Source organism: Paenibacillus sp. KS1, from assembly GCF_001680695.1.
In the GTDB taxonomy this organism is placed as follows: Bacteria; Bacillota; Bacilli; order Paenibacillales; family Paenibacillaceae; genus Paenibacillus_B; species Paenibacillus_B suaedae.
This window is the reverse complement of the sequence record NZ_MAIS01000040.1, coordinates 20,161-39,478: the sequence shown is the minus strand read 5'-3', so window position 1 is coordinate 39,478 and position 19,318 is coordinate 20,161. Positions and strand designations below refer to the sequence as shown.

Below are 19,318 nucleotides of genomic sequence, written 5' to 3'. Positions count from 1 at the left end.
TCAACCTTCCCACTTGTAGCCAATCCCCCACAAGGTCTTAATATGGATAGGATTCGACGGATCGTCCTCAATCTTCTCCCGCAGCCGGCGAATGTGAACGTTAATGACATTTTCATCGCCATAGTATTCATCGTTCCATACAAATCCATATATTTGTGCTTTTGTGAACACACGATTCGGGTTGGTTACGAATAACTTTAAAATATCGAATTCTTTGGAAGTGAGTTTCATAGTTTCTTCTTGCTTCTGTACAAGATAATTATCAAGATCGATTAGCAGTTGACCTGCCTGAATGACGTTCTGTTCGGGCATCGGCTTCACCGTATCGATCTGAACGTACTTCGTAGCGCGTCTAATTGCCGCCTTGATTCTCGCAGAGATCTCTATCATCGAGAAGGGCTTCGCGATATAATCATCTGCGCCGAAGCCAAGTCCGAGTGCCTTGTCTACATCGCTGTCCTTCGCGGACATAATGAGAATAGGGATTGCGCTCCGCTCTCGAACAAGCTTAATCATCTCAAACCCATCCAGCTTCGGCATCATCAGATCGACAATCATCATATCGTATGTGTCAGAGGTGAACTTGGCCATGCCTTCTTCACCATTGCTTGCGGTCACTACATAAAATCCTTCCCTACTCAAATAATCCGATACCATTTCTACAATAGAAGCGTCATCTTCTACGATCAACAGCTTATGCTGCATGCCAGACTCACACCTTTCTCAGACCTTCTCGTTCATTATAGAACAATTACTTAATTTTGGGTCAAATCCCATTGGAAAAGGTAAGTAATAAAAAAAGCTGAAAATCCCCATAAATAGGACCAATAGCGGATAGAACTGGAATAGAGTCCGGACAGCATGCCCGACTCAGGTCTAGGATATAACCGAACTGAGGGCCATTTTCATGAATGAGGAGTTAGGATACGATATTAGTACCAGATAACAAGGAAACGATTGGCAGCTCAGCGCAATCGAATATATAGACGAAGACTCAACTACGGCGAAGGAGTGTTATGAACATGTTCGAACGGATGGAAGCACCGTCCACACCGGGCAGGGCGAAGGTGCTTGTACTATCAGGCTCGATTGGCCACGGCCATATGCAGACTGCACAAGCAATTAAAGAAACGGCTGAACGCTGGTACGGTACAGAAGCAGATGTACACGTTGTTGATTATATGGAGCAGGTATCTCCTCACTTGCACAGTGTCGGCACGTATTGCTTCGTACAATGGGTGAAGCTGTTCCCTAGCATGTACGGGTACTTGTTCAATATGACTCGCAAGGATCGCAAGCTTGCACAATTATTGAAGGGAGTTCGCTTCACAAGCTTGCGCCCGCTGATAAAGCTCGTAGAGCAGATGAAGCCAACTGTCATTGTCAGTACGTTCCCTGCTGCCAGTGCAGCAGTATCGAAGCTGAAGGAGCGCGGCATGATTGATTGCCCAGCTGTCACGGTCATTACTGACCATACAGATCACAGCTTCTGGCTGCATCCCTATACAGATTTATATTTAGCTGGCTCTGAAGATGCCAAGACGCAATTGATTGAGCAGGGTGTTCCTCAATCCCGCATTCAGGTGACGGGAATTCCGGTTCGTCCAGCCTTCTATGAATCCTATTCGAAGACAGAACTGCGCAAGAAGTACGGACTTGATTCCTCCAAGCTGACCGTTCTTCTGATGGGTGGTGGCTGCGGTTTGATGGATCCATCCATGTTGGATGTCATTGAGCAAGCTGGATGGGCACAGGATATGCAATTTATCATCATTTGTGGCAGCAACGATAAGCTTCGTTCACAATTAGAACGCTGGGCCGAATCCAGCCCGCTGCATGTTCGTATTGAAGGCTATGTGAAGCCTGTGCACGAATATATGGCGATGTCCGACCTAATGATTACGAAATCCGGCGGTGTTACTACCTCCGAGGCAGTTGTCCAACAGCTGCCACTGCTCGTCTATAAGCCACTTCCTGGTCAAGAACAGGATAACATTCGCTACTTGCTGCGCAGTGGGGTTGCCTGCTGTGCGGAGGATGCAGAAGAATTGGTTGCGCAGTTGTCGATCTTCTCCCGACATCCGGAGACACTGCAATGGATGCGAGAGCGCGCGCAAGAAGAGGCTCCACGTTCCCCATTCCATGCGATGGATGCGATCGTGAATGCCCAGAGATACTCCTTATCGCGACGCCACACAATGGACCAATGGCTGAACGAGACAATTGTGTAACTTTTCAATTTGCTTTCTTCACCTACCGCATAGGGCTATTCGCTTTATACTACGTATAAAGCAGAATAGCTCTTTTTTTAGAGCCATGCACCTGGCATTTTGCTTTATACTGCACGATCACATATCATATGAATAACCATCAGATTCTATCTTTCACGAAATTTGTTAGGAGTCATATAGAGACAGTGTAATAATATGATCTAATAAAAAAGGGGGAGTGATTTGACCGAATAAAAAATAGACCTCACCGCGTGAGGCCTATATGTATAAGTCCGATTTTATTCAAAACAAGCGGAATAGATTGCTCCTGCACCAAAAAGACCCAATAAAGCGTCTATTATTTCCTGACCGGCAGTTTTGGCTGCATCTTGCACACCCATTTTGATAGCCTCCATCGTAGACAAGCCCATTCCTTTGGCCACTTTGTAGGTTTCCAGGACCTTTGTCACGAACTTCACGGTTCCGCCGCCCGCTTTAATGGCGTCTTTTATTTTTGCAATTTTGGCTGGTGCAAAAATAAGACCTACCAAAGCCCCCCTACAGCAGATATGCAGCCAAAAGTTCCGCTTGATGTATATTCGGAGATTCGAAACTCCGTATTCGTATTAAACCACTCCATGATCGCTTCCGGACCGCGCTCAATGACATCATCAGGTATTCTTTCGATTGCAGCAAGAGCTTTTTCCACTTCAACGAAATTCGGATCAGCCTGTGAAATTTCAGCACTAACTGGCAAGCTTGCTTGACTTGCTGCTGCACTTGCCGCGCTCCCCCACGAGAACACAGCAACTGCAATTGCGGTGACCAGCGACAATGCCTTCATTCCAAAACGTTTAAACACGGTACATCACCCTTTCTTCAGGAAATATTATCCATTTTTATGTTACCATGTTGTATAATATTGTCAACAATGGATTTATTAAAAAGGAGTGGTTTTAATTGAAAAAAATAAGATTTAGTTACATTCTTCTTGCGATCATCGTAGCATTTGCCGTTTTTGCGTACTTTTTCATCCCCAATCCTCTCATACAGGAGATTGCCGTTTCTGGCGCCATTTTATATTTCGCAATTATGATGCTCCTACTCAGAATAAGGGACGATAGGGAGCAGCCAGATAGAGCGAATAAAAAGACGGGGATTTACTCCGAATTTTACAGAGGAGTTTACATCGGTTTCGGTATCGTTCTAGGCATTAATTTTTTCATTCACCTATTTGCCGATGATGAAACCATGAAAATTACATCTAGAGTGTTCACATGTACCTATGCCGCTATTTTAGGCATTTTCTATTTGACAACGAGGAACAAGTAACAAGTGCTGCTATTTAGTAAACCGCCTTTATGTGGACATGATTTTCCCTTCAACCGGTTATAGTATCAAGGAATGCCTAACAAGGAGGGATCTGTTCAATGGAAGACACCAAGCAATTCGTGGATAAACTGCATGAAGACCAGCAGAAGGCGAAGCGCAACCAGCAGCGCCATGGCGAAGGCAACCCGGGTTCAAGCTTGCCGGGAAAGCAGCACAGCACTAACAAATAAAAAAAAGAAAAGCCGCGCAAAAGATCCCGAAGCCGCATTCAATCGCGGTAAGGAATCCTGCACGGCTTGTTTACTATATAGGGGAATCATTCATCCTGCATACTCTAACTTTATCTACAACGCCAAACAGAAGGACGGGCGCATGCGTTGACTTAGACGAATGTGCAGCAGTACGATAGACAGGGGGTTTCCGAAATTCGGCAGACTAAATGAACAAGCAAAGAAAGCCTAACGTGGAGCCTTATTTACATTGAATCATGATCCGAGGTGGAACCATTTGTAATTCAAGAGCAAGTCACGCTAACGTTACAACGAACAGAACTTCCGAACCCAGCTACGTAAAACTACGCCGCAGAGATATCCGCCAAGCTGCCGTCGTCCTTGCGCAAGGCTTTATGGATGACCCGCTATATGAGCATATGCTTCCGGAGCGGACAACCCGCCTTGAGGTGCTCATCATCTTCTTCCGCAACTATATTGCCATGCTGTATGGGGAAGCCGACCTGTATGCAACGTCCGAACGGCTTGAAGCCGTTGCCCTCGTGTTCCGCTCTGAGCGGACAGGAGTGTCCCGGTTCTCACATGCACAGTACTTGTACCGAATTGCTTGTGCAATTATCAAATCAATCCCCATGTGCCGTTATATCAGCTTCCATCAATTTCTACGTGGACTGTCAACGCTTAACTCCATGAGCTCCGCCTGGATATCCGAACTGAACGAGCAGGATTATATCCATTTGGACATGCTTGTCGTGCAGCCGCAATGCCGCGGCCAGGGTTTCGTCAGCCAATTGATGAGGCCCTTGCTCTCTGAGTGCGATGTGCGTGGCATTCCTTGCACGCTGGAGACACATAACCCTAGCAACATTTCCTTGTATGGACATTATGGATTTGAAGTGGTGGATACAATCCCAATGCCCGGGAATAGCGTATCCCAACAATACTGCATGGTGTATCGTCCCGACAAATAGATAATTCACACTTTTTACATGTATTTACATTTACTAAGCCGCATATGATCAATTATCCCTGAGCATAGGTTAAAATAACCTATGCTCTAATTTATATACGAACAGGAGGACATATGTACATCGATATATTGTTGCTTCATCATCTCATGATTAAGCCTAAGCACGGCTATGAGGTAAAGAAGCAGTTGGAGCGTCTGTTTGCTGACACCATCCGTGTCAACAACAATATGCTCTATCCCTCCCTTCGCAAGTTCGAACAGATGGGGGCCATTACAAAAGAAGTGGACGCCCGGCCTGGGAAGCCTTCCCGCCACATGTATGCCATTACTGAGTTAGGAAAAAAAATGTTCCATAAGCTGCTGCGGGAATTCCCTCCGGAATTTGCAGCTCATGAGAATGAATTCATTGTTCGCGTTAGTTTGTTCGATTATTTGCAGCTTCCCGAACAGCAGGCGATTTTGAACGCCCGAACCGATTATCTTCGCAGCCAACTCGAAATCATTACCCAAGGACAGTCACTCACCGAAGGAAAACCGTTCGCCATGAGCACGTTTCAATTCCTGATCAAGAAGCTTCGAGACGAACTGAACTGGATCGAAACTCTTAACGACCAGCTATACAATTACGGAGGAGGTAAATCAATTGAAAACAAAGGGTGAAATTTTTATTCATGAGATTACTGGGTTCAAAACGAAAGAGCAGTTGTGGAATCCGTATGCCTGGTTCCAGCATATGCGTGAAAAGAACCCTGTCTATTACGACGCAGAGCAGGATGTGTGGAATGTATTCCGCTATGAGGATGCAAAACGAGTTCTCTCGGATCATCAACTCTTCTCCAGCGTACGCGACCGTAGTATCGTCCCCGTTCCGAGGGATAACAGCGGTATCAGCCTGACCCTCTCGGATCCGCCGATACATCGGAAGCGCCGTGCGCTTATTGCCAAAGCATTCGTTCCACGCAGCTTGGATCAGTGGAAGCCGAAAATTCAAGCAATCGTCGATGGATTACTTGACAACATGCAATCACAGAGCACGGTGGACATTGTGAAGGCATACGCTGTCCCGCTGCCTGTGACCGTAATTGCCAACCTGCTTGGCGTGCCGTCACGGGATTGGGAACAGATCAAACACTGGTCCAACATTTTGTTCATGGGCCATCATCGGGGGAGCATTGAGCAGCAGAAGCTTCAAAAAGACACTGCCATTAAAGAATTCTCAGCATATTTACTCCCCCTTGTTTTGGAGAAACGAGCACACCCTCAAGATGACATCTTGTCCGACCTGACCATGGCAGAATACGAAGGAAGCCGATTGACCGATGAGGAAATCGCAAGAACTGGTATCGGCCTCTTGGGTGCCGGAAATGAAACGACAACTACACTCATTACGAATTGTTTCTATAGTCTGCTCTATGATCAACCGTCTGCTTATAAAGAGCTGCGCCAACATCCTGAGCTTGCCCCGCAAGCGATCGACGAAACACTGCGCCACCGGTTCCACATATCCATTGATCGTACAATCACGCAGGATACGAATGTGTTCGGCCCGCCTATGAAGAAGGGGCAGATCGTGATCGCTTGGATGAGTTCCGCGAATCGGGACGACAGACAATTTGCCCATCCAGAGAAATTCGATATTCATCGCATAGGCAACGACAAGCATTTGACCTTCGGCAGCGGCCATCATTTCTGTCTTGGCGCACCACTTGCCCGGCTGGAGGCAGAATATGCGATAACATCCTTCGTCAAGCGGTTCCCTTTCGCTTCCGCATCGGAGACCTTCTACCTTGACGAGCATATGCCTGATCACAGCCACAAACTCTCCAGCCTACCGATCCGAATTCATGGATAGTCCATTTCCATCTCCAACTCCACCTTTCCGCAACAAGAGAAATCTATCGCCGTATTTTTAGCAAATTCGACAAATTTTTTAAATGAACTTACAGAAGTCAATCCGCCCCGTTGCATTTCTATCAACCTTTCGATATGCTAAAGATAACTATCTTCATCTATGAAAAGGAATGTTTCGACATGCAGGATTGGATTGACTATTGTTTTGACAAACAAGGCGCTCGTCTAACCTACCCGTTCGGTGACGAAATTCCCGTATTTCGTGTAGGCGGCAAAATGTTTGCTTTGTTCCGTGAAACGGACGGTTCTCCAAGTGTTACGTTGAAGTGTGACCCCTTCCGTGCCGAGTCCCTGCGCGAGCAATTCGCCGAGATCACACCGGGTTATCACATGAACAAGCGACATTGGAACACGGTGGCGCTCAATGGCAGCTTAAGTGATCAAGATATTCAGATGCTCATTGACCACTCTTATGATCTCGTCTTTAAGTCTCTGACGAGAGAAGAGAAAGCCATCATTACCGCAAATCAATTGATGGGGCGAGTGTAGGTGATCATTCACCTTTACGGTTCGGAGGACGTCAAGGTTCTACATGGATGACGTCTTTTTGCGGACAAATAAGACAAGGGATGTGCCAAGCGGCACATCCCTTGTCTTATTTTCAAGAGAATAAGATTGCTAATCCCAACACAAGGATACGAGCAGCATTCATCAGAATGAAGTTCTTCACGGCCAGTACAAAGGTATGTTCCTTCGTCTGCTTCGTTATGAATTTCTTCATATTTCTTCGTACAGGAATGAACGTCGCCACAATAAGCAGCAACAGCAAGGGGTGCACCCCGATGGCAAAGAGGACAATGACGTCCAGGTACGCCGCCACATACAACCATTGGAACAACATCAGTGCGCTCGGCTTCCCGATATATACGGGCAGTGTATACCGCTTGTTCGCCAGATCATCCTCAATGTCGCAAATATTATTGGCCAACATAATATTCGCTATGCTCAGAACAGCTGGAATCGATATCGCGAACACCAACAGCACTTCTATTAGATTGATATCGAGATGAGCCATCCGGAAGTCAATCGCCAGTGATACAAGCTGTTCCTTGTCTACATGTATGTATGTAGAAATGAAAATGATAACGAACCCCATAAACAATCCGGAGAACAACTCGCCAAGCGGCATTCGTGATATCGCAATCGGACCCAGCGAATAGAGGAAACCTACAAGGAATGACAAGCCTCCTAACCCAAGAATAAGAATATCCGTCTGCAGCACCAAGACAACCCCAGAACTTATGGCCGTTACAAGAAGCGTCGCAATGACCCCGACTACCGTTGACTCCTTAAGTCCATAGGATACAATCGCATTGTGTACTTCATAACCATATCCGTGTGTTTTAATCGCCTTTTTGTAATCAATATAATTATTAATGGCCGTGGTCGCCATGTCGAAAGACAATAATGAGGCGAACATAAGTAGAAATGGAACTAGCCGAAATTCATGAAATCGATATAGCGCGTATAACGTTCCGATGAAGAACGGTATCATGCTCGCTACTTTCGTTTGGATTTCAACTAACCTAAAAAATTGCCCAACCTTCACCTCGTTACCCCCATGTTTCGCAAATAAATTGGTGTACCGCCACTGTTCTCGAACCCACATAAAAATATATCAAAATCCGCCTTCCTCGGATAGCGGATGATATATTCTACCTCATAAAGTGTCGTATTCTAGCGAAAACCCGCGAATTCACGAGTAATTAGAGCTAAAAACACTCTATCCTACTTAAAATTAGAATTATTTCCTAACAATCGTTATGAATGGTTATTCTGTGCTGTTCGTAAACGATGCATTACAAAACGGAGCGAGCGTGCGCTAGAACGAGCAATTCGGATCTCCCTATTGCTTATATACCACGGTTCATACCAACTTGCACATTCACTTCTGTTGTACACAAATCCTTTAAAATTGAGGAATAATGTGGGTTTTACCCCCTTTGAAGGGCGCACAATTGTGACAGTATTGGTACACTTGATGGTCTTAGAGGCAATTATGAACAAATTTCAAAAACGGCGATTTTGGCGGAAATTCAATGATATTTATCACTTTTTCGGCTTTTGGGCTTAATTTGGGCAGGAAAACTTGATCCTTATATGGATATCTATGTCAACTAAGGATCACTATGTCATTTGTAATTCAGAGTGCTTCCTAATAAGATATAGCATGGTTACAATATCCCGATTTCCTACTATATATAAAGCCAACCAACAGAGAAAGGGGTACCTTGATGAAAAAGAAAGGGTTGTTATTCACCTTATTCGCAGCTCTTCTTGTCCTCTTGACCGGTTGTGATTCATTAGATGTTTTGAATCCGAAAGGTCCTCAGGCCAAGACGCAGTCCGACGTCATTATTTTCTCCATGATTATGATGGCAGGAATTTTGTTCGTCGTGTACGCACTTTATATTTTCATGTTAACGAAGTATCGCGCTTCAAAATCAGCACCTGATTATGAGCCTCCTCATGAGGAAGGAAGCAAGTGGCTGGAGATTACGTGGACGTTAATTCCGGTCATTATTGTAACCGTGCTATCTGTTGTGACGATTCGCTCTACTGTTGCAGTAGAATCGCCTCCAGAAGGCTATGACAATCAGAAGCCACTCGTTATCTATGCCGCATCTTCGAACTTCAAATGGCATTTCAGCTATCCAGAAGAAGGCATTGAAACGGTGAACTATCTGAATATCCCTACGGATCGCCCAATCGAGTTCCGTCTCTATTCTTACGGACCGATTACAAGCTTCTGGGTACCGCAGCTTGGCGGTCAGAAGTACGCGATGAGCGACATGGTGACGACGCTTCACCTTGCAGCTGATCATGAAGGTTCATTTATGGGTAAAAACTCGAACTTCAGCGGTAAAGGCTTTGCACACATGCAATTCGAAGTGCTCGCAATGTCCCCTACCAAGTACACAGAGTGGGTAAAAGAAGTGAAGGGTACCGCTTCTGAATTGACAGAAGAGGAATTCAACTCCTTGCTGAAGACCGAATTTGTGGGACGGAAATCTTATTCCTCCACACACTTGACATTCAGACCAGCACCAGAGGGCGAACATGGCGGCCACAATCATGGTGGATCGTCTCATGACGACTCTCATAAGGAATCGGATAAAGAAATGGACCACTCGAAAATGGATCACTCGAAAATGGAACATTCCAACGATGAACACCAAGAGATGGATCATTCTCAACATGGCAACTAGATTGAACAAGAAAGGAGTAATTTGAGACTATGAAATGGGACGAATTTTTCGTTACCGGCGAACCGATGATTTATGGCGCTATGGCCAGCATCGTGCTCGTGACGATAGCCATCATCTTCAGCTTGACCTATTTCAAAAAATGGGGCTATCTGTGGCGGGAATGGCTGACAACCGTTGACCATAAGAAAATCGGTATCATGTACATCCTGAGTGCCCTGGTCATGCTGTTCCGCGGCGGTATGGACGCTCTGATGATGCGTACGCAGCTGGCTGCACCTGATATGAAGTTCTTGGATGCCCAGCACTATAATGAAGTATTTACAACGCACGGCGTTATTATGATTCTCTTTATGGCGATGCCATTTATTATCGGCTTGATGAACGTAGTTATACCGCTCCAAATCGGGGCACGCGACGTCGCATTCCCTCGCCTGAACGCAGTCAGCTTCTGGCTGTTCTTCTGGGGAGCAATGCTGTTCAACATCTCGTTCGTTATCGGGGGCTCCCCGGATGCGGGCTGGACATCTTACTTCCCGCTTGCAGGTCCTGAGCTTGCACCGAAGATCGGGAATAACTTCTATGCGATCGCTTTGCAGATTGCAGGTCTTGGTACTTTGATGACAGGCGTCAACTTCATTGTTACAATCTTGAGAATGCGCGCACCTGGCATGACATTGATGAAAATGCCAATGTTCACGTGGTCGGTTCTGATCACGAACGTTATCATTTTGTTCGCATTCCCTGTATTGACTGTAGCGCTTGCGCTTATGACATTCGACCGCATGTTCGGCTCTCAGTTCTTCTCGATGGCCAACGGCGGTATGGATATGCTCTGGGCCAACCTGTTCTGGGTATGGGGACATCCTGAGGTATATATCGTTATCTTGCCGGCCTTCGGTATATATAGTGAAATTATCTCAACGTTCTCTCGCAAGAACTTGTACGGTTACAAATCGATGGTTGTCAGTATGGTAGCCATCTCGCTCTTGTCCTTCCTCGTGTGGGCGCATCACTTCTACACGATGGGTCATGGCGCAATGGTTAACGGATTCTTCTCCGTTAGTACGATGGCGATCTCAATTCCGACCGGGGTTAAGATATTCAACTGGCTGTTCACCCTGCGAAAGGGTAAGATACAGTTCACAACACCGATGCTGTACTCCTTGGCCTTCATTCCAATCTTCACGATTGGTGGCGTAACAGGCGTTATGCTTGCAATGGCAAGTGCTGACTATCAGTATCACAATACGATGTTCTTGGTTGCTCACTTCCACTACGTATTGATTCCAGGTACCGTATTTGCGGTTATCGCAGGTATGTACTACTGGTTCCCTAAATTGTTCGGCTTCCGCCTGAACGAGCGTCTTGGTAAGATCAGCTTCTGGTTCATCGCAATCTTCTTTAACGTGACATTCCTTCCATTGTTCTTCTTGGGACTGAAAGGTATGACACGCCGTATGTACACGTACTCTGCAGAAACTGGCTTCGGCCCGCTCAACTTGCTTGCAACAATCGGTTCTGTCGGTCTTGCTATCGGCTTCGCGATTCTCGTGTACAACATTTACTGGAGCTTCCGCTACCAGCCTAGAGATACAACGAGCGATCCGTGGGATGCACGCTCGCTTGAATGGGCAACGCACAGTCCGGTGCCTGAATATAACTTTGCTATCGTTCCAAAGGTGAAGAGCCTTGATGCCTTCTGGCTCTGGAAAAAGAACAAGCAACCATTGTTCGAAGGTGAGCTTGAAGAAATCCATATGCCGAACAATAACGGCCAGCCGTTCATTCTCGGTGTTATCTTCTTCTTCTGGGGATTCTTTATGGTATTTATGTGGTGGACACCTGCCATTATCACAAGCTTCCTCATTCTGATTATGCTTGCAGTACGTTCCTTTGAACGGGATCATGGCCGCCATATCTCGGTGAAGGAAATCAAAAAGACGGAACAACAATTGCGGGGTGATAGAGCATGAAGATCGATAATACGCTGCCGCTAGAATATCAGACAGAGGAGAACCGTAACCGGATCTTCGGCTTCTGGCTGTTCCTCGGCGCGGAGATTGTACTCTTCGCGACTTTGTTCGCCGTTTACTTTACACTGTGGACTCGTACGGGCAACGGCCCGTCTGCCAAAGAAATCTTTGAAATCAAGCCTGTATTGCTGGAGACATTCCTGCTCTTAACGAGTAGCTTCACTTGCGGACTTGCGATTCACAGCATGCGCATGAAACTGAAGAAGCCAGCCATGGTCTTCTTCGGAATCACGCTGCTGCTCGGCCTAGGCTTCCTGGGCGTTGAGATTTTCGAATTCGTCACTTACGTGCATGAAGGTGCAACACTGCAAACTTCTGCCTTCCTATCCAGCTTGTTCGTCTTGCTTGGAACACACGGTGCGCACGTAACGATGGGTCTTCTGTGGGGATCCGGATTGATGATGCAAATCAAGCGTGAAGGATTTACACATGATACAGCGAACAAGTCGTTCATCTTCTCGCTGTACTGGCACTTCCTTGACGTAGTATGGATCTTTATCTTCAGCTTCGTATACTTGAAAGGAATGATGTGATATGAAACAACTATTCCCGATACGTCATATAATGGGTTATGTCTTCTCTCTCGTCCTTTCTGTCGTTGCGTTAGCCGTCATTGTATGGGATATGTCATTCACAACAGGACTTACAATCTTGATCATCTGCGCAGCTATCCAGGCTGCCGTGCAATTGTTCCTGTTCATGCATATCGATGAAGATAAGACAACGAAAACAGCCAACTATACGAATATTCTGTACGCATTATTCGTAGCTCTCGTAACATTGTTCGGTACATTGTTCACGATGATCTGGGGTTACTTGTAAGAAGAACGAAGAGGCTATCCTTGAAGTCGCAAGACTTCGGGATAGCCTCTTTTTATATGTGCTGTATTCTGGTTGTCATCGTATAAGTACAACCTAACCGTTCAACATAAGAGCATCCACGTCCTAGAGTGGTTGCTTGGACCTTATGACTAGTATGGAACGTTGGTGCCTGTATGAAGAATAAATTCGTTATGCAGCGACCATGCCTTTTGCTTGCATTGCGGAGCGTGATTGCTCGTCAGCTGGATGATAGCCCTTTTCCATCAATTCTTTGATATACATTTTGTTGTAGATAAAAGAGAAGATAATTCCCGGAATCCACGCTCCAATCCCCAACGTGAATAATCCGAATAGAAACGAGCAAATAAACATAATGCACGCCCACTTCAAATCGCCTCTGAACAGTGCTGGGAAAAACGCGAAGAAGAGGGTTGTCCAACTGAAGCCCAGCTTTGCATTCTTTAATCCACCTGCAGCATTTTTCAAGGTAATCATCATCTTTACAATTTCCCCTTTCCATGATTTACATATACAAGGAATAATTATAGGTAAAAAGTATGATTTTGTCGATATTTTGTTTTTTACATAAAATTTTATCGATTATTGCGCTAAATAAGAAAAATTAGGTACCAAGATGTATAGAAGCAGCATCTGGCTGCAAATCGAAGATGCTTTCGTACTATCACTTCCCCTACATCGATAATTAGAACTATAACGTTACTAATTCTGGAGTTCACTGTTTGTCGTTGTTCTGATCAGTGAAGAGGCTATCCTGAAGGTAACAAGAACTCAGGATAGCCTCATCATTGTAATAATCTACTTCTTTGCCAAGAAGGCATCGATTTGACGCTGCAGCTCCTGCTGAATCCGCTTGAGGGAAGGCCCTGCCTCAGCCTCGAACTTCTTCAGTGTCTCCTCAGGATCGAGGACGCCATTAAACAACGCAGGATAGTACTTCGCTTCGACCGTATTATATTGGCTAAGGTCATTCTGTACAGCAGAGGAATCAAATTCAAATCCCGTCAGAATATCCTTCGTGAAGCTGTCTGCATCGCGGAGTACAGCATCGAAGTGTTCGTACGTTTTGTCTGCTTCCACATCTGTCCGCTCATCGATTGGATTCCATACCCATACATAGCCGAATTGCGAATACCCCTTCGTATCGAGCAATTTGAATTCTTTGTCGCCAAGAGCTTCCCAATGTTTCCCTTGTATCCCGTAGGACAGCAGATCATAATTTTCCTTCTGATTCGCCCAATCCATAAACATGACAGCGCGTTCCTTATTTTTGCTTACCTTCGGAACGGCGAGGAAGTTCCACTGCTTGAAGTTCGAGATATTTGCCCCTTTGGTCGGATCGAAGAAGGTCACGGTCTCCAGATCACCGTTCGGAACATTGCTCTTGAACTGTTGATCGAAGGAGAGTCCTGTACCGAACGATCCCTTCGTCACGATAGCGGCTTTCCCGCTCATGAAAGGCTGAATGAAATCCTTCGCAGTCAAAATATCCTTGTATACGAGGCCATCTTTATACATCTGTCTGGCCTCCTTCAACCATGCCATAATCGGTTCCTTATCCTCGAACAGATTGAATACCTTGCCATCATTATTTTTGTAGTATAAGGTCAGACTGCTTCCGAGTGCATGGGTAAACCGCGCATGCGTAATGTAATCATGAAGACTGCGCTGGCCGACAATCGAATACGTCTGCTGCCCGGTAGTTCCTGCCGCCGTAAACGGCGCAATGCCCGGCTCCTTATCCTTCACCTTGTAAGCAAAATCAATTAACTCCTTATAGGTCTTGATAGGCGGCACACCCAGCTTCTCACGAATATCCTTGCGCACGACATAAGCGTTGCCCGCCATGTAGACTAATCCAAGCGGCACTGCCATGATTTTGCCGTCATACTTGTTCGCATCCCACATTTGCTGTGGACGCTTCTCTAACACGTTCTTGCCATACTGCTTGAGCAGATCATCTAGCGGCTCATAGTAGCCGTCTGCAATCATTTGATTGATATGCAGCCATGGTGCATCGAAGATCAGATCGATATTTTCACCAGAAGCAAGGGTCACCTGTGTCTTCTGTCCCAAGTCAGCCCACGGCACGAATACGATGTCCAGCTTGACGTTAATCGTATCCTTCATCCGCTTTTCTGCTTCAGCAATGACAAGATCCATATCTGGCGGACGGTCTCCCGGGATCATAATCTTCAATGTAACCGGTTCCAATTTACTGCCTGACGACTCGCTCCCCTTCGAGGCATCCGTGCTGGACGATCCTTCCGTCCCTTTCGAGCAGCCCACAATCAGAGACAAGGACAATAGCAACACAAGCGAGATCTTCCACCAGCGTTTCATTTTCATTTCTTCGTCCCCCCTACAACAAGATATGAATTAGCCTTTCACGGATCCTAATGTCATGCCTTTAATGAAATATTTCTGTACAAATGGATATACGAACACAATCGGCCCAATTGTGATGCAGACAATAGCAAGCTGCATGCCGTAGGTTGGGACGACAATATTGTATTCCGTCCTGCTCCCGGCTACGTATGCCATGGCATTCAAGTTAGACATCAGCTGCCTGATCATCATCTGCAGCGGATGAAGCTTATAGTTATCAATAAATAGCAGCGACAAGTACCAGTCATTCCAATATTGCAGCGCATAGAACAGAGCAACCGTTGCAATGACCGGCAAGGAAATCGGCCATATGACACGGAAGAAGATACGAATGTCATTGGCCCCATCCACAGTGGCTGCTTCGTTCAACTCATAAGGCAGAGACCGATAATAGGACACAAGGATGAAGGCATAGAACGGGTTAAGCAGGTATGGCAGGACAAGAGCCCATAAAGAGTCTTTCAGATTAAGCCAGTTTGCAATGAGCATGTAGAATCCTACAAGTCCTGCGCCAACAGCATCGTGAAGAAGGTCAGGAAGGACAGAATATTCCGATATTTCACCTTCGGATGACTCAGCACGTATGCATAGGAAGCTGTAAGGAGAACGCCAAGCACCGTTCCGGTAATGGTGACAAATAACGTGACACCATAGCTCCGGAAGACCTGCTCTCCGGACAAGAGCATGGCGTACGCATCTAAGCTGAAGGACGTGGGGAACAACTGATATCCAGCAGTCTGGATATAGGATTCGTTCGCAAAGGAATTGATCAACACAATCCAAAACGGGATGAAGCAAATCAGGGCAAAACCAATTAGAAAACCATATACAATGACAAGAAACAATCGTTCACGCATGTTCATCACACCTTAGAACAATCTAGAATCTGGGTCAACCTTCCGTGTCAACCAATTGAAAAAAACAACGGCGATGAGTCCCATAAGAGACTGATAGAGGATAATCGCAGAGGACATGCTGAAGTTGCCCATCTGCCGCAGCGCGCGATATGCATACGTATCAATGACATCCGTCGTTGGGAATAATACGCCAACATCTCCAATAATGGCGTATATCATACCAAAATCCCCGTAGAATATTCGGCCGATGCCAATCAGCGTCATAATGATGATGATCGGACGCAATAGCGGAAGCGTGATATACATGATTTGCTGGAAGCGGCTCGCCCCTTCCATTTTGGCACATTCATAATATTCAGAAGAAATACTCGTAATCGATGCCAGAAAGATAATGGAGTTGTATCCCGCTACCTTCCATACGTACACGAAGGTTAGAATATACGGCCATACTCCAGGGGATAGATACCAATCCACCCCTTCAAAGCCAAGCGCCGTCAATGCCTGATTCATCATTCCTTCTGTTGAGCTGAACATCGTCTGCACCAACATGCTGACAACGAGCCAAGAAATGAAGTAGGGCAGAAAGACAAATGATTGCGCGGTCTTCTTGAACCACTTGCCTGTGACCTCATTCAACAGAATGGCGAGCACAACTGCTGTCCCAAGACCGAACACAAGAAATAATCCGTTCAGAAATACGGTGTTCCATGTGACGCGCAGCCAGTCATTGCCTTGAAAGAAGAACTCGAAGTTCTGGAAGCCTATCCACTCACTGCCGAACAGTCCATCGGCAAGCCGGTATCTCTGGAAAGCCAGCAAGTGCCCCAGCATTGGCATATAAGCAAAGAGAAGCAGAAACAGCAGCCCTGGCAGAGCGAGTAAGTATAGGTATCGATTCTCCCTTATCTCATAAACAAATCCATGGCCTCCTCTTTTTGTACGTCGCAAAGCCTCCCCTCCTCACTATTCACGATCTATGTGTGGAACCATTGAGTAATAGGGTCATCGTAGCAGTTCACCTATGGATCTCACTAGTTCTCATTGGCCGAATCAGGTTCTGCTGTGGTATATGTCAGGGTTCTTATTTTGCCGATTTGGCTTCTATTTGCGTTTACGGCTCATTCCCTCCGCTAACCACTTGCCTCTTGCACCTGCTCCAGTCGGTACTGTGCTGGTGTCATCCCTGTTGATTTTTTGAAGGCGGTGAAGAAGTGGCTCTTGGTCTGGAAGCCTGCCTGCTGTGAAATATCTGCAACACTCAAATCGGAATGCAGCAGCAATTCCTTCACCATTTCGATACGCCTATTGAGTATGTACTGAGACATGGAGTATCCATAATGATCGAGAAATAGCTGGCGCACGTATTTGGCGGAGAGTGCAATATGGTCTGCGATATCATCGACGGACAGTGCTGGATCGTGAATATGATATTGAATATATTCGACCACCTCTTGAACGATCTTCCCCTTGCGATTCAAGCTCTTCTGATTACCAAGCAGCGACATGATACGGACTATCTCTTCCTTCATCCACATATGGATATCCTCCAGCTTCGTGAACCTCTTCAGGCGCTGCTCCATCCCCTCCACATTATCAATGGAAGTCAGCTTGCTGAAGGATTTGACGAAAGAGAAGAATAATAGCCGCAGCTGGAACTGACATTCTGAATACCTCATCGTCTGCAATCTTGCAAATAATTGCTCCAGGAGGTTCAAGGATTGCTCTTCCTTGCCGCTCCGAATAGACTGGATGAGCTGATCCAGCAATATATCATCCGGCTGACAGTGCAAATCTGCGTATCGTTCATACTCCTGCTCCGTATAAATACGATCCTCGCCGCTAACGAACTTGAACAATGTCACCTCACATAGCTCATCATAGACAACACGCATATCATCGCGAACATGCTTGGCTGCACTATAAGCAACAGTGATGTTCATCTGCACATGCTCCTTAGCCTGACGACGGAGCTCCGTTAATTGCTCCATCACATCATCTGCAGGTTCGGCAACTCCAATCAGAAGCAGCAGGTGATCACCGCCAAAGTCGACTACTTCGATCGTTCGGCTCTCGCTGCCTAGAAGTTCTTCCGCAATATTGCCAACTGCATACTTGAGCAGCTTCCGGGACATAAAGTCATATTGCTCCGCAATGTCATAGAAGCCATCAATCTTCACGACAGACAGCCTTATCCATTCGTGTTGAAGAATCCTCGATTCACGAGCAAGCGCTGCCCGCGTGCTGTCTCCCAATCTGCCCTGAAGAATCCATTGACGCAGGTATTCCGTCTTGATAAGGGGGGAATGATCGCGCAGCAGCGTGACACTCTGCTGAATCGCATCGTAATCACTGACAGCATGAACTCCAAGCTTCCCGTGAACCTGATTCGCCAGTCTTCGGAAGGGCTTGAAGAAGAGATGTGAATTCCAAAATACAACGATGAGCAGGACAACTAGCAGAAGTACCGAGTACAGCACGATCGTCTGCTGAAAAGTCGTCGCCTGCTGCCGGAATTGCTTCATTCCCGAGAGCGAATATAGGGTCCAGCCTTGCGCTTCTAAGTCGATATAGTTGATGTACAGTCTCTCCCCCTCGGTCTTGAGTTCGAGAGCACCATGTTTATCATTCGATCTGGACTGAATAACCTCAGGCATAATTGACTCGTTGATTGCGCCAAGCACCTGTCTCCCCGACCGGTCTAATAACGCGACTTGATAATCCGGATCAGCGTCTCCCGCGATGAGGTACTGCTCCATTGCACGCTTATTCAACAATACTACGAGATAGCCATACTGCTCCTTACGGATATAGGAGGACGGAAGCAATAAGCCTATGTAGGATTTGTTTCCTACTTCATGATGAAAATATTGCAATAGAGTGGGAGCGCCTTGCTTCACTTTCTCGAGAATCGTATGGTCGGAGAATTCCTGAAAGTCGATCAGCCCTACATTGAAATCAATCACTTTTTCTCTGCGCATATTCAATAAGTAAGCGCCTTCAAAAAAGGGTTCTTTCGATAGGTACTTGGATAGGGTTTGGAGTGCTGCTGCATCCTGCAGTGGATCATCTTGATTCGAATACATCCAGTTCTGAATGGTCTGATCCCCATACATAGTCAGGCCATACCCTTTCAGCTTCGACAGAATAAATTCCGTCCGCTCCCTCGTCTCCTCAATTCTCTCCCGATTCATCGTACCTAACTGCACAGTGGCATAATCTGAGAAACGCTGAACAAGAAACAAGGAGAACGGAATAATTATGAGGGTGATAAATATGCCACTCCATACAAAAATGCGCAAATACGTAGATTTGAACATAACCGTAAACTGCCCCCCTCC

21 protein-coding genes are annotated in these 19,318 nt (G+C 46.1%); 11 read left to right on the top strand and 10 right to left on the bottom strand.

Going from position 1 to position 19,318, the window contains the following annotated elements; all coding sequences use genetic code 11:
- Positions 1–705: a response regulator transcription factor gene (locus BBG47_RS14925; protein WP_065292343.1), complete on the bottom strand. Its 705-nt coding sequence runs from the start codon at positions 703–705 to the stop codon at positions 1–3.
- 317 nt (positions 706–1,022) lie between these two features.
- Between BBG47_RS14925 and BBG47_RS14920 the strand changes: the two genes are divergently transcribed.
- Positions 1,023–2,231, top strand: coding sequence for an MGDG synthase family glycosyltransferase (locus BBG47_RS14920; RefSeq protein WP_065292342.1), 1,209 nt, complete (start codon positions 1,023–1,025; stop codon positions 2,229–2,231).
- A 278-nt stretch (positions 2,232–2,509) separates the two neighbouring features.
- On the opposite strand, the gene BBG47_RS30725 is transcribed toward BBG47_RS14920, so the two are convergent.
- Positions 2,510–2,761 (bottom strand): hypothetical protein, encoded by a 252-nt coding sequence (locus BBG47_RS30725; protein ID WP_065292341.1) that lies wholly within the window; start codon positions 2,759–2,761, stop codon positions 2,510–2,512.
- The gene (locus tag BBG47_RS30720) at positions 2,755–3,072 is read right to left on the bottom strand and encodes a hypothetical protein (RefSeq protein ID WP_065292340.1); all 318 of its coding nucleotides are present in this window, start codon (positions 3,070–3,072) and stop codon (positions 2,755–2,757) included. Before BBG47_RS30720 ends, BBG47_RS30725 begins: the two co-directional genes overlap by 7 nt.
- A gap of 98 nt (positions 3,073–3,170) precedes the next feature.
- Here BBG47_RS30720 and BBG47_RS14905 point away from each other — a divergent pair, with 98 nt between their 5' ends.
- The 6 genes from BBG47_RS14905 (at position 3,171) to BBG47_RS14885 (ending at position 7,142) form a co-directional block, all read left to right on the top strand.
- The gene (locus BBG47_RS14905; RefSeq protein WP_065292339.1) at positions 3,171–3,542 is read left to right on the top strand and encodes a hypothetical protein; all 372 of its coding nucleotides are present in this window, start codon (positions 3,171–3,173) and stop codon (positions 3,540–3,542) included.
- Between the two features lie 98 nt (positions 3,543–3,640).
- Entirely contained in the window at positions 3,641–3,772 is a 132-nt protein-coding gene (locus BBG47_RS28980; protein ID WP_021257338.1) for a DUF4023 family protein, read from the top strand.
- Positions 3,773–4,029: 257 nt separating this feature from the next.
- The gene (locus BBG47_RS14900) at positions 4,030–4,743 is read left to right on the top strand and encodes a GNAT family N-acetyltransferase (RefSeq protein WP_175400543.1); all 714 of its coding nucleotides are present in this window, start codon (positions 4,030–4,032) and stop codon (positions 4,741–4,743) included.
- A 113-nt stretch (positions 4,744–4,856) separates the two neighbouring features.
- Positions 4,857–5,402, top strand: a complete 546-nt coding sequence (locus BBG47_RS14895; protein WP_065292338.1) for a PadR family transcriptional regulator — start codon at positions 4,857–4,859, stop codon at positions 5,400–5,402.
- Positions 5,386–6,594, top strand: coding sequence for a cytochrome P450 (locus BBG47_RS14890; RefSeq protein ID WP_065292337.1), 1,209 nt, complete (start codon positions 5,386–5,388; stop codon positions 6,592–6,594). The genes BBG47_RS14895 and BBG47_RS14890 overlap by 17 nt, the downstream gene beginning before the upstream one ends.
- A gap of 179 nt (positions 6,595–6,773) precedes the next feature.
- A complete protein-coding gene (locus BBG47_RS14885; RefSeq protein WP_065292355.1) occupies positions 6,774–7,142 on the top strand; it encodes an MmcQ/YjbR family DNA-binding protein in 369 nt (122 codons plus the stop codon).
- Between the two features lie 112 nt (positions 7,143–7,254).
- On the opposite strand, the gene BBG47_RS14880 is transcribed toward BBG47_RS14885, so the two are convergent.
- Positions 7,255–8,202, bottom strand: a complete 948-nt coding sequence (locus BBG47_RS14880) for a prenyltransferase (protein WP_065292336.1) — start codon at positions 8,200–8,202, stop codon at positions 7,255–7,257.
- Positions 8,203–8,887: 685 nt separating this feature from the next.
- Between BBG47_RS14880 and qoxA the strand changes: the two genes are divergently transcribed.
- From qoxA to qoxD, 4 genes are read left to right on the top strand one after another with little or no spacing between them, the layout of a single operon-like run.
- The gene (qoxA, locus tag BBG47_RS14875; RefSeq protein WP_065292335.1) at positions 8,888–9,862 is read left to right on the top strand and encodes a cytochrome aa3 quinol oxidase subunit II; all 975 of its coding nucleotides are present in this window, start codon (positions 8,888–8,890) and stop codon (positions 9,860–9,862) included.
- A 29-nt stretch (positions 9,863–9,891) separates the two neighbouring features.
- Positions 9,892–11,835, top strand: coding sequence for a cytochrome aa3 quinol oxidase subunit I (gene qoxB, locus BBG47_RS14870; RefSeq protein ID WP_021257345.1), 1,944 nt, complete (start codon positions 9,892–9,894; stop codon positions 11,833–11,835).
- The gene (qoxC, locus tag BBG47_RS14865; protein WP_021257346.1) at positions 11,832–12,428 is read left to right on the top strand and encodes a cytochrome aa3 quinol oxidase subunit III; all 597 of its coding nucleotides are present in this window, start codon (positions 11,832–11,834) and stop codon (positions 12,426–12,428) included. Before qoxB ends, qoxC begins: the two co-directional genes overlap by 4 nt.
- Before the next feature lies 1 nt (position 12,429).
- Positions 12,430–12,717, top strand: coding sequence for a cytochrome aa3 quinol oxidase subunit IV (gene qoxD / locus BBG47_RS14860; RefSeq protein ID WP_065292334.1), 288 nt, complete (start codon positions 12,430–12,432; stop codon positions 12,715–12,717).
- Positions 12,718–12,906: 189 nt separating this feature from the next.
- On the opposite strand, the gene BBG47_RS14855 is transcribed toward qoxD, so the two are convergent.
- From BBG47_RS14855 to BBG47_RS14835, 6 genes are all read right to left on the bottom strand, one after another.
- Positions 12,907–13,215 carry a hypothetical protein gene (locus BBG47_RS14855; RefSeq protein ID WP_065292333.1) on the bottom strand — a complete coding sequence of 103 codons (309 nt, stop codon included), beginning with the start codon at positions 13,213–13,215 and terminating at the stop codon, positions 12,907–12,909.
- Positions 13,216–13,533: 318 nt separating this feature from the next.
- A complete protein-coding gene (locus BBG47_RS14850; protein WP_065292332.1) occupies positions 13,534–15,084 on the bottom strand; it encodes an extracellular solute-binding protein in 1,551 nt (516 codons plus the stop codon).
- 30 nt (positions 15,085–15,114) lie between these two features.
- On the bottom strand, positions 15,115–15,612 hold the full coding sequence (locus BBG47_RS30715; protein ID WP_254659829.1) for a carbohydrate ABC transporter permease: 498 nt from the start codon (positions 15,610–15,612) through the stop codon (positions 15,115–15,117).
- Positions 15,613–15,620: 8 nt separating this feature from the next.
- On the bottom strand, positions 15,621–15,980 hold the full coding sequence (locus BBG47_RS30710; RefSeq protein ID WP_254659828.1) for an ABC transporter permease family protein: 360 nt from the start codon (positions 15,978–15,980) through the stop codon (positions 15,621–15,623).
- 12 nt (positions 15,981–15,992) lie between these two features.
- Entirely contained in the window at positions 15,993–16,928 is a 936-nt protein-coding gene (locus tag BBG47_RS14840; protein WP_065292331.1) for an ABC transporter permease, read from the bottom strand.
- Between the two features lie 182 nt (positions 16,929–17,110).
- On the bottom strand, positions 17,111–19,297 hold the full coding sequence (locus BBG47_RS14835; RefSeq protein WP_065292330.1) for a helix-turn-helix transcriptional regulator: 2,187 nt from the start codon (positions 19,295–19,297) through the stop codon (positions 17,111–17,113).
- Between the last annotated feature and the right edge of the window lie 21 nt (positions 19,298–19,318).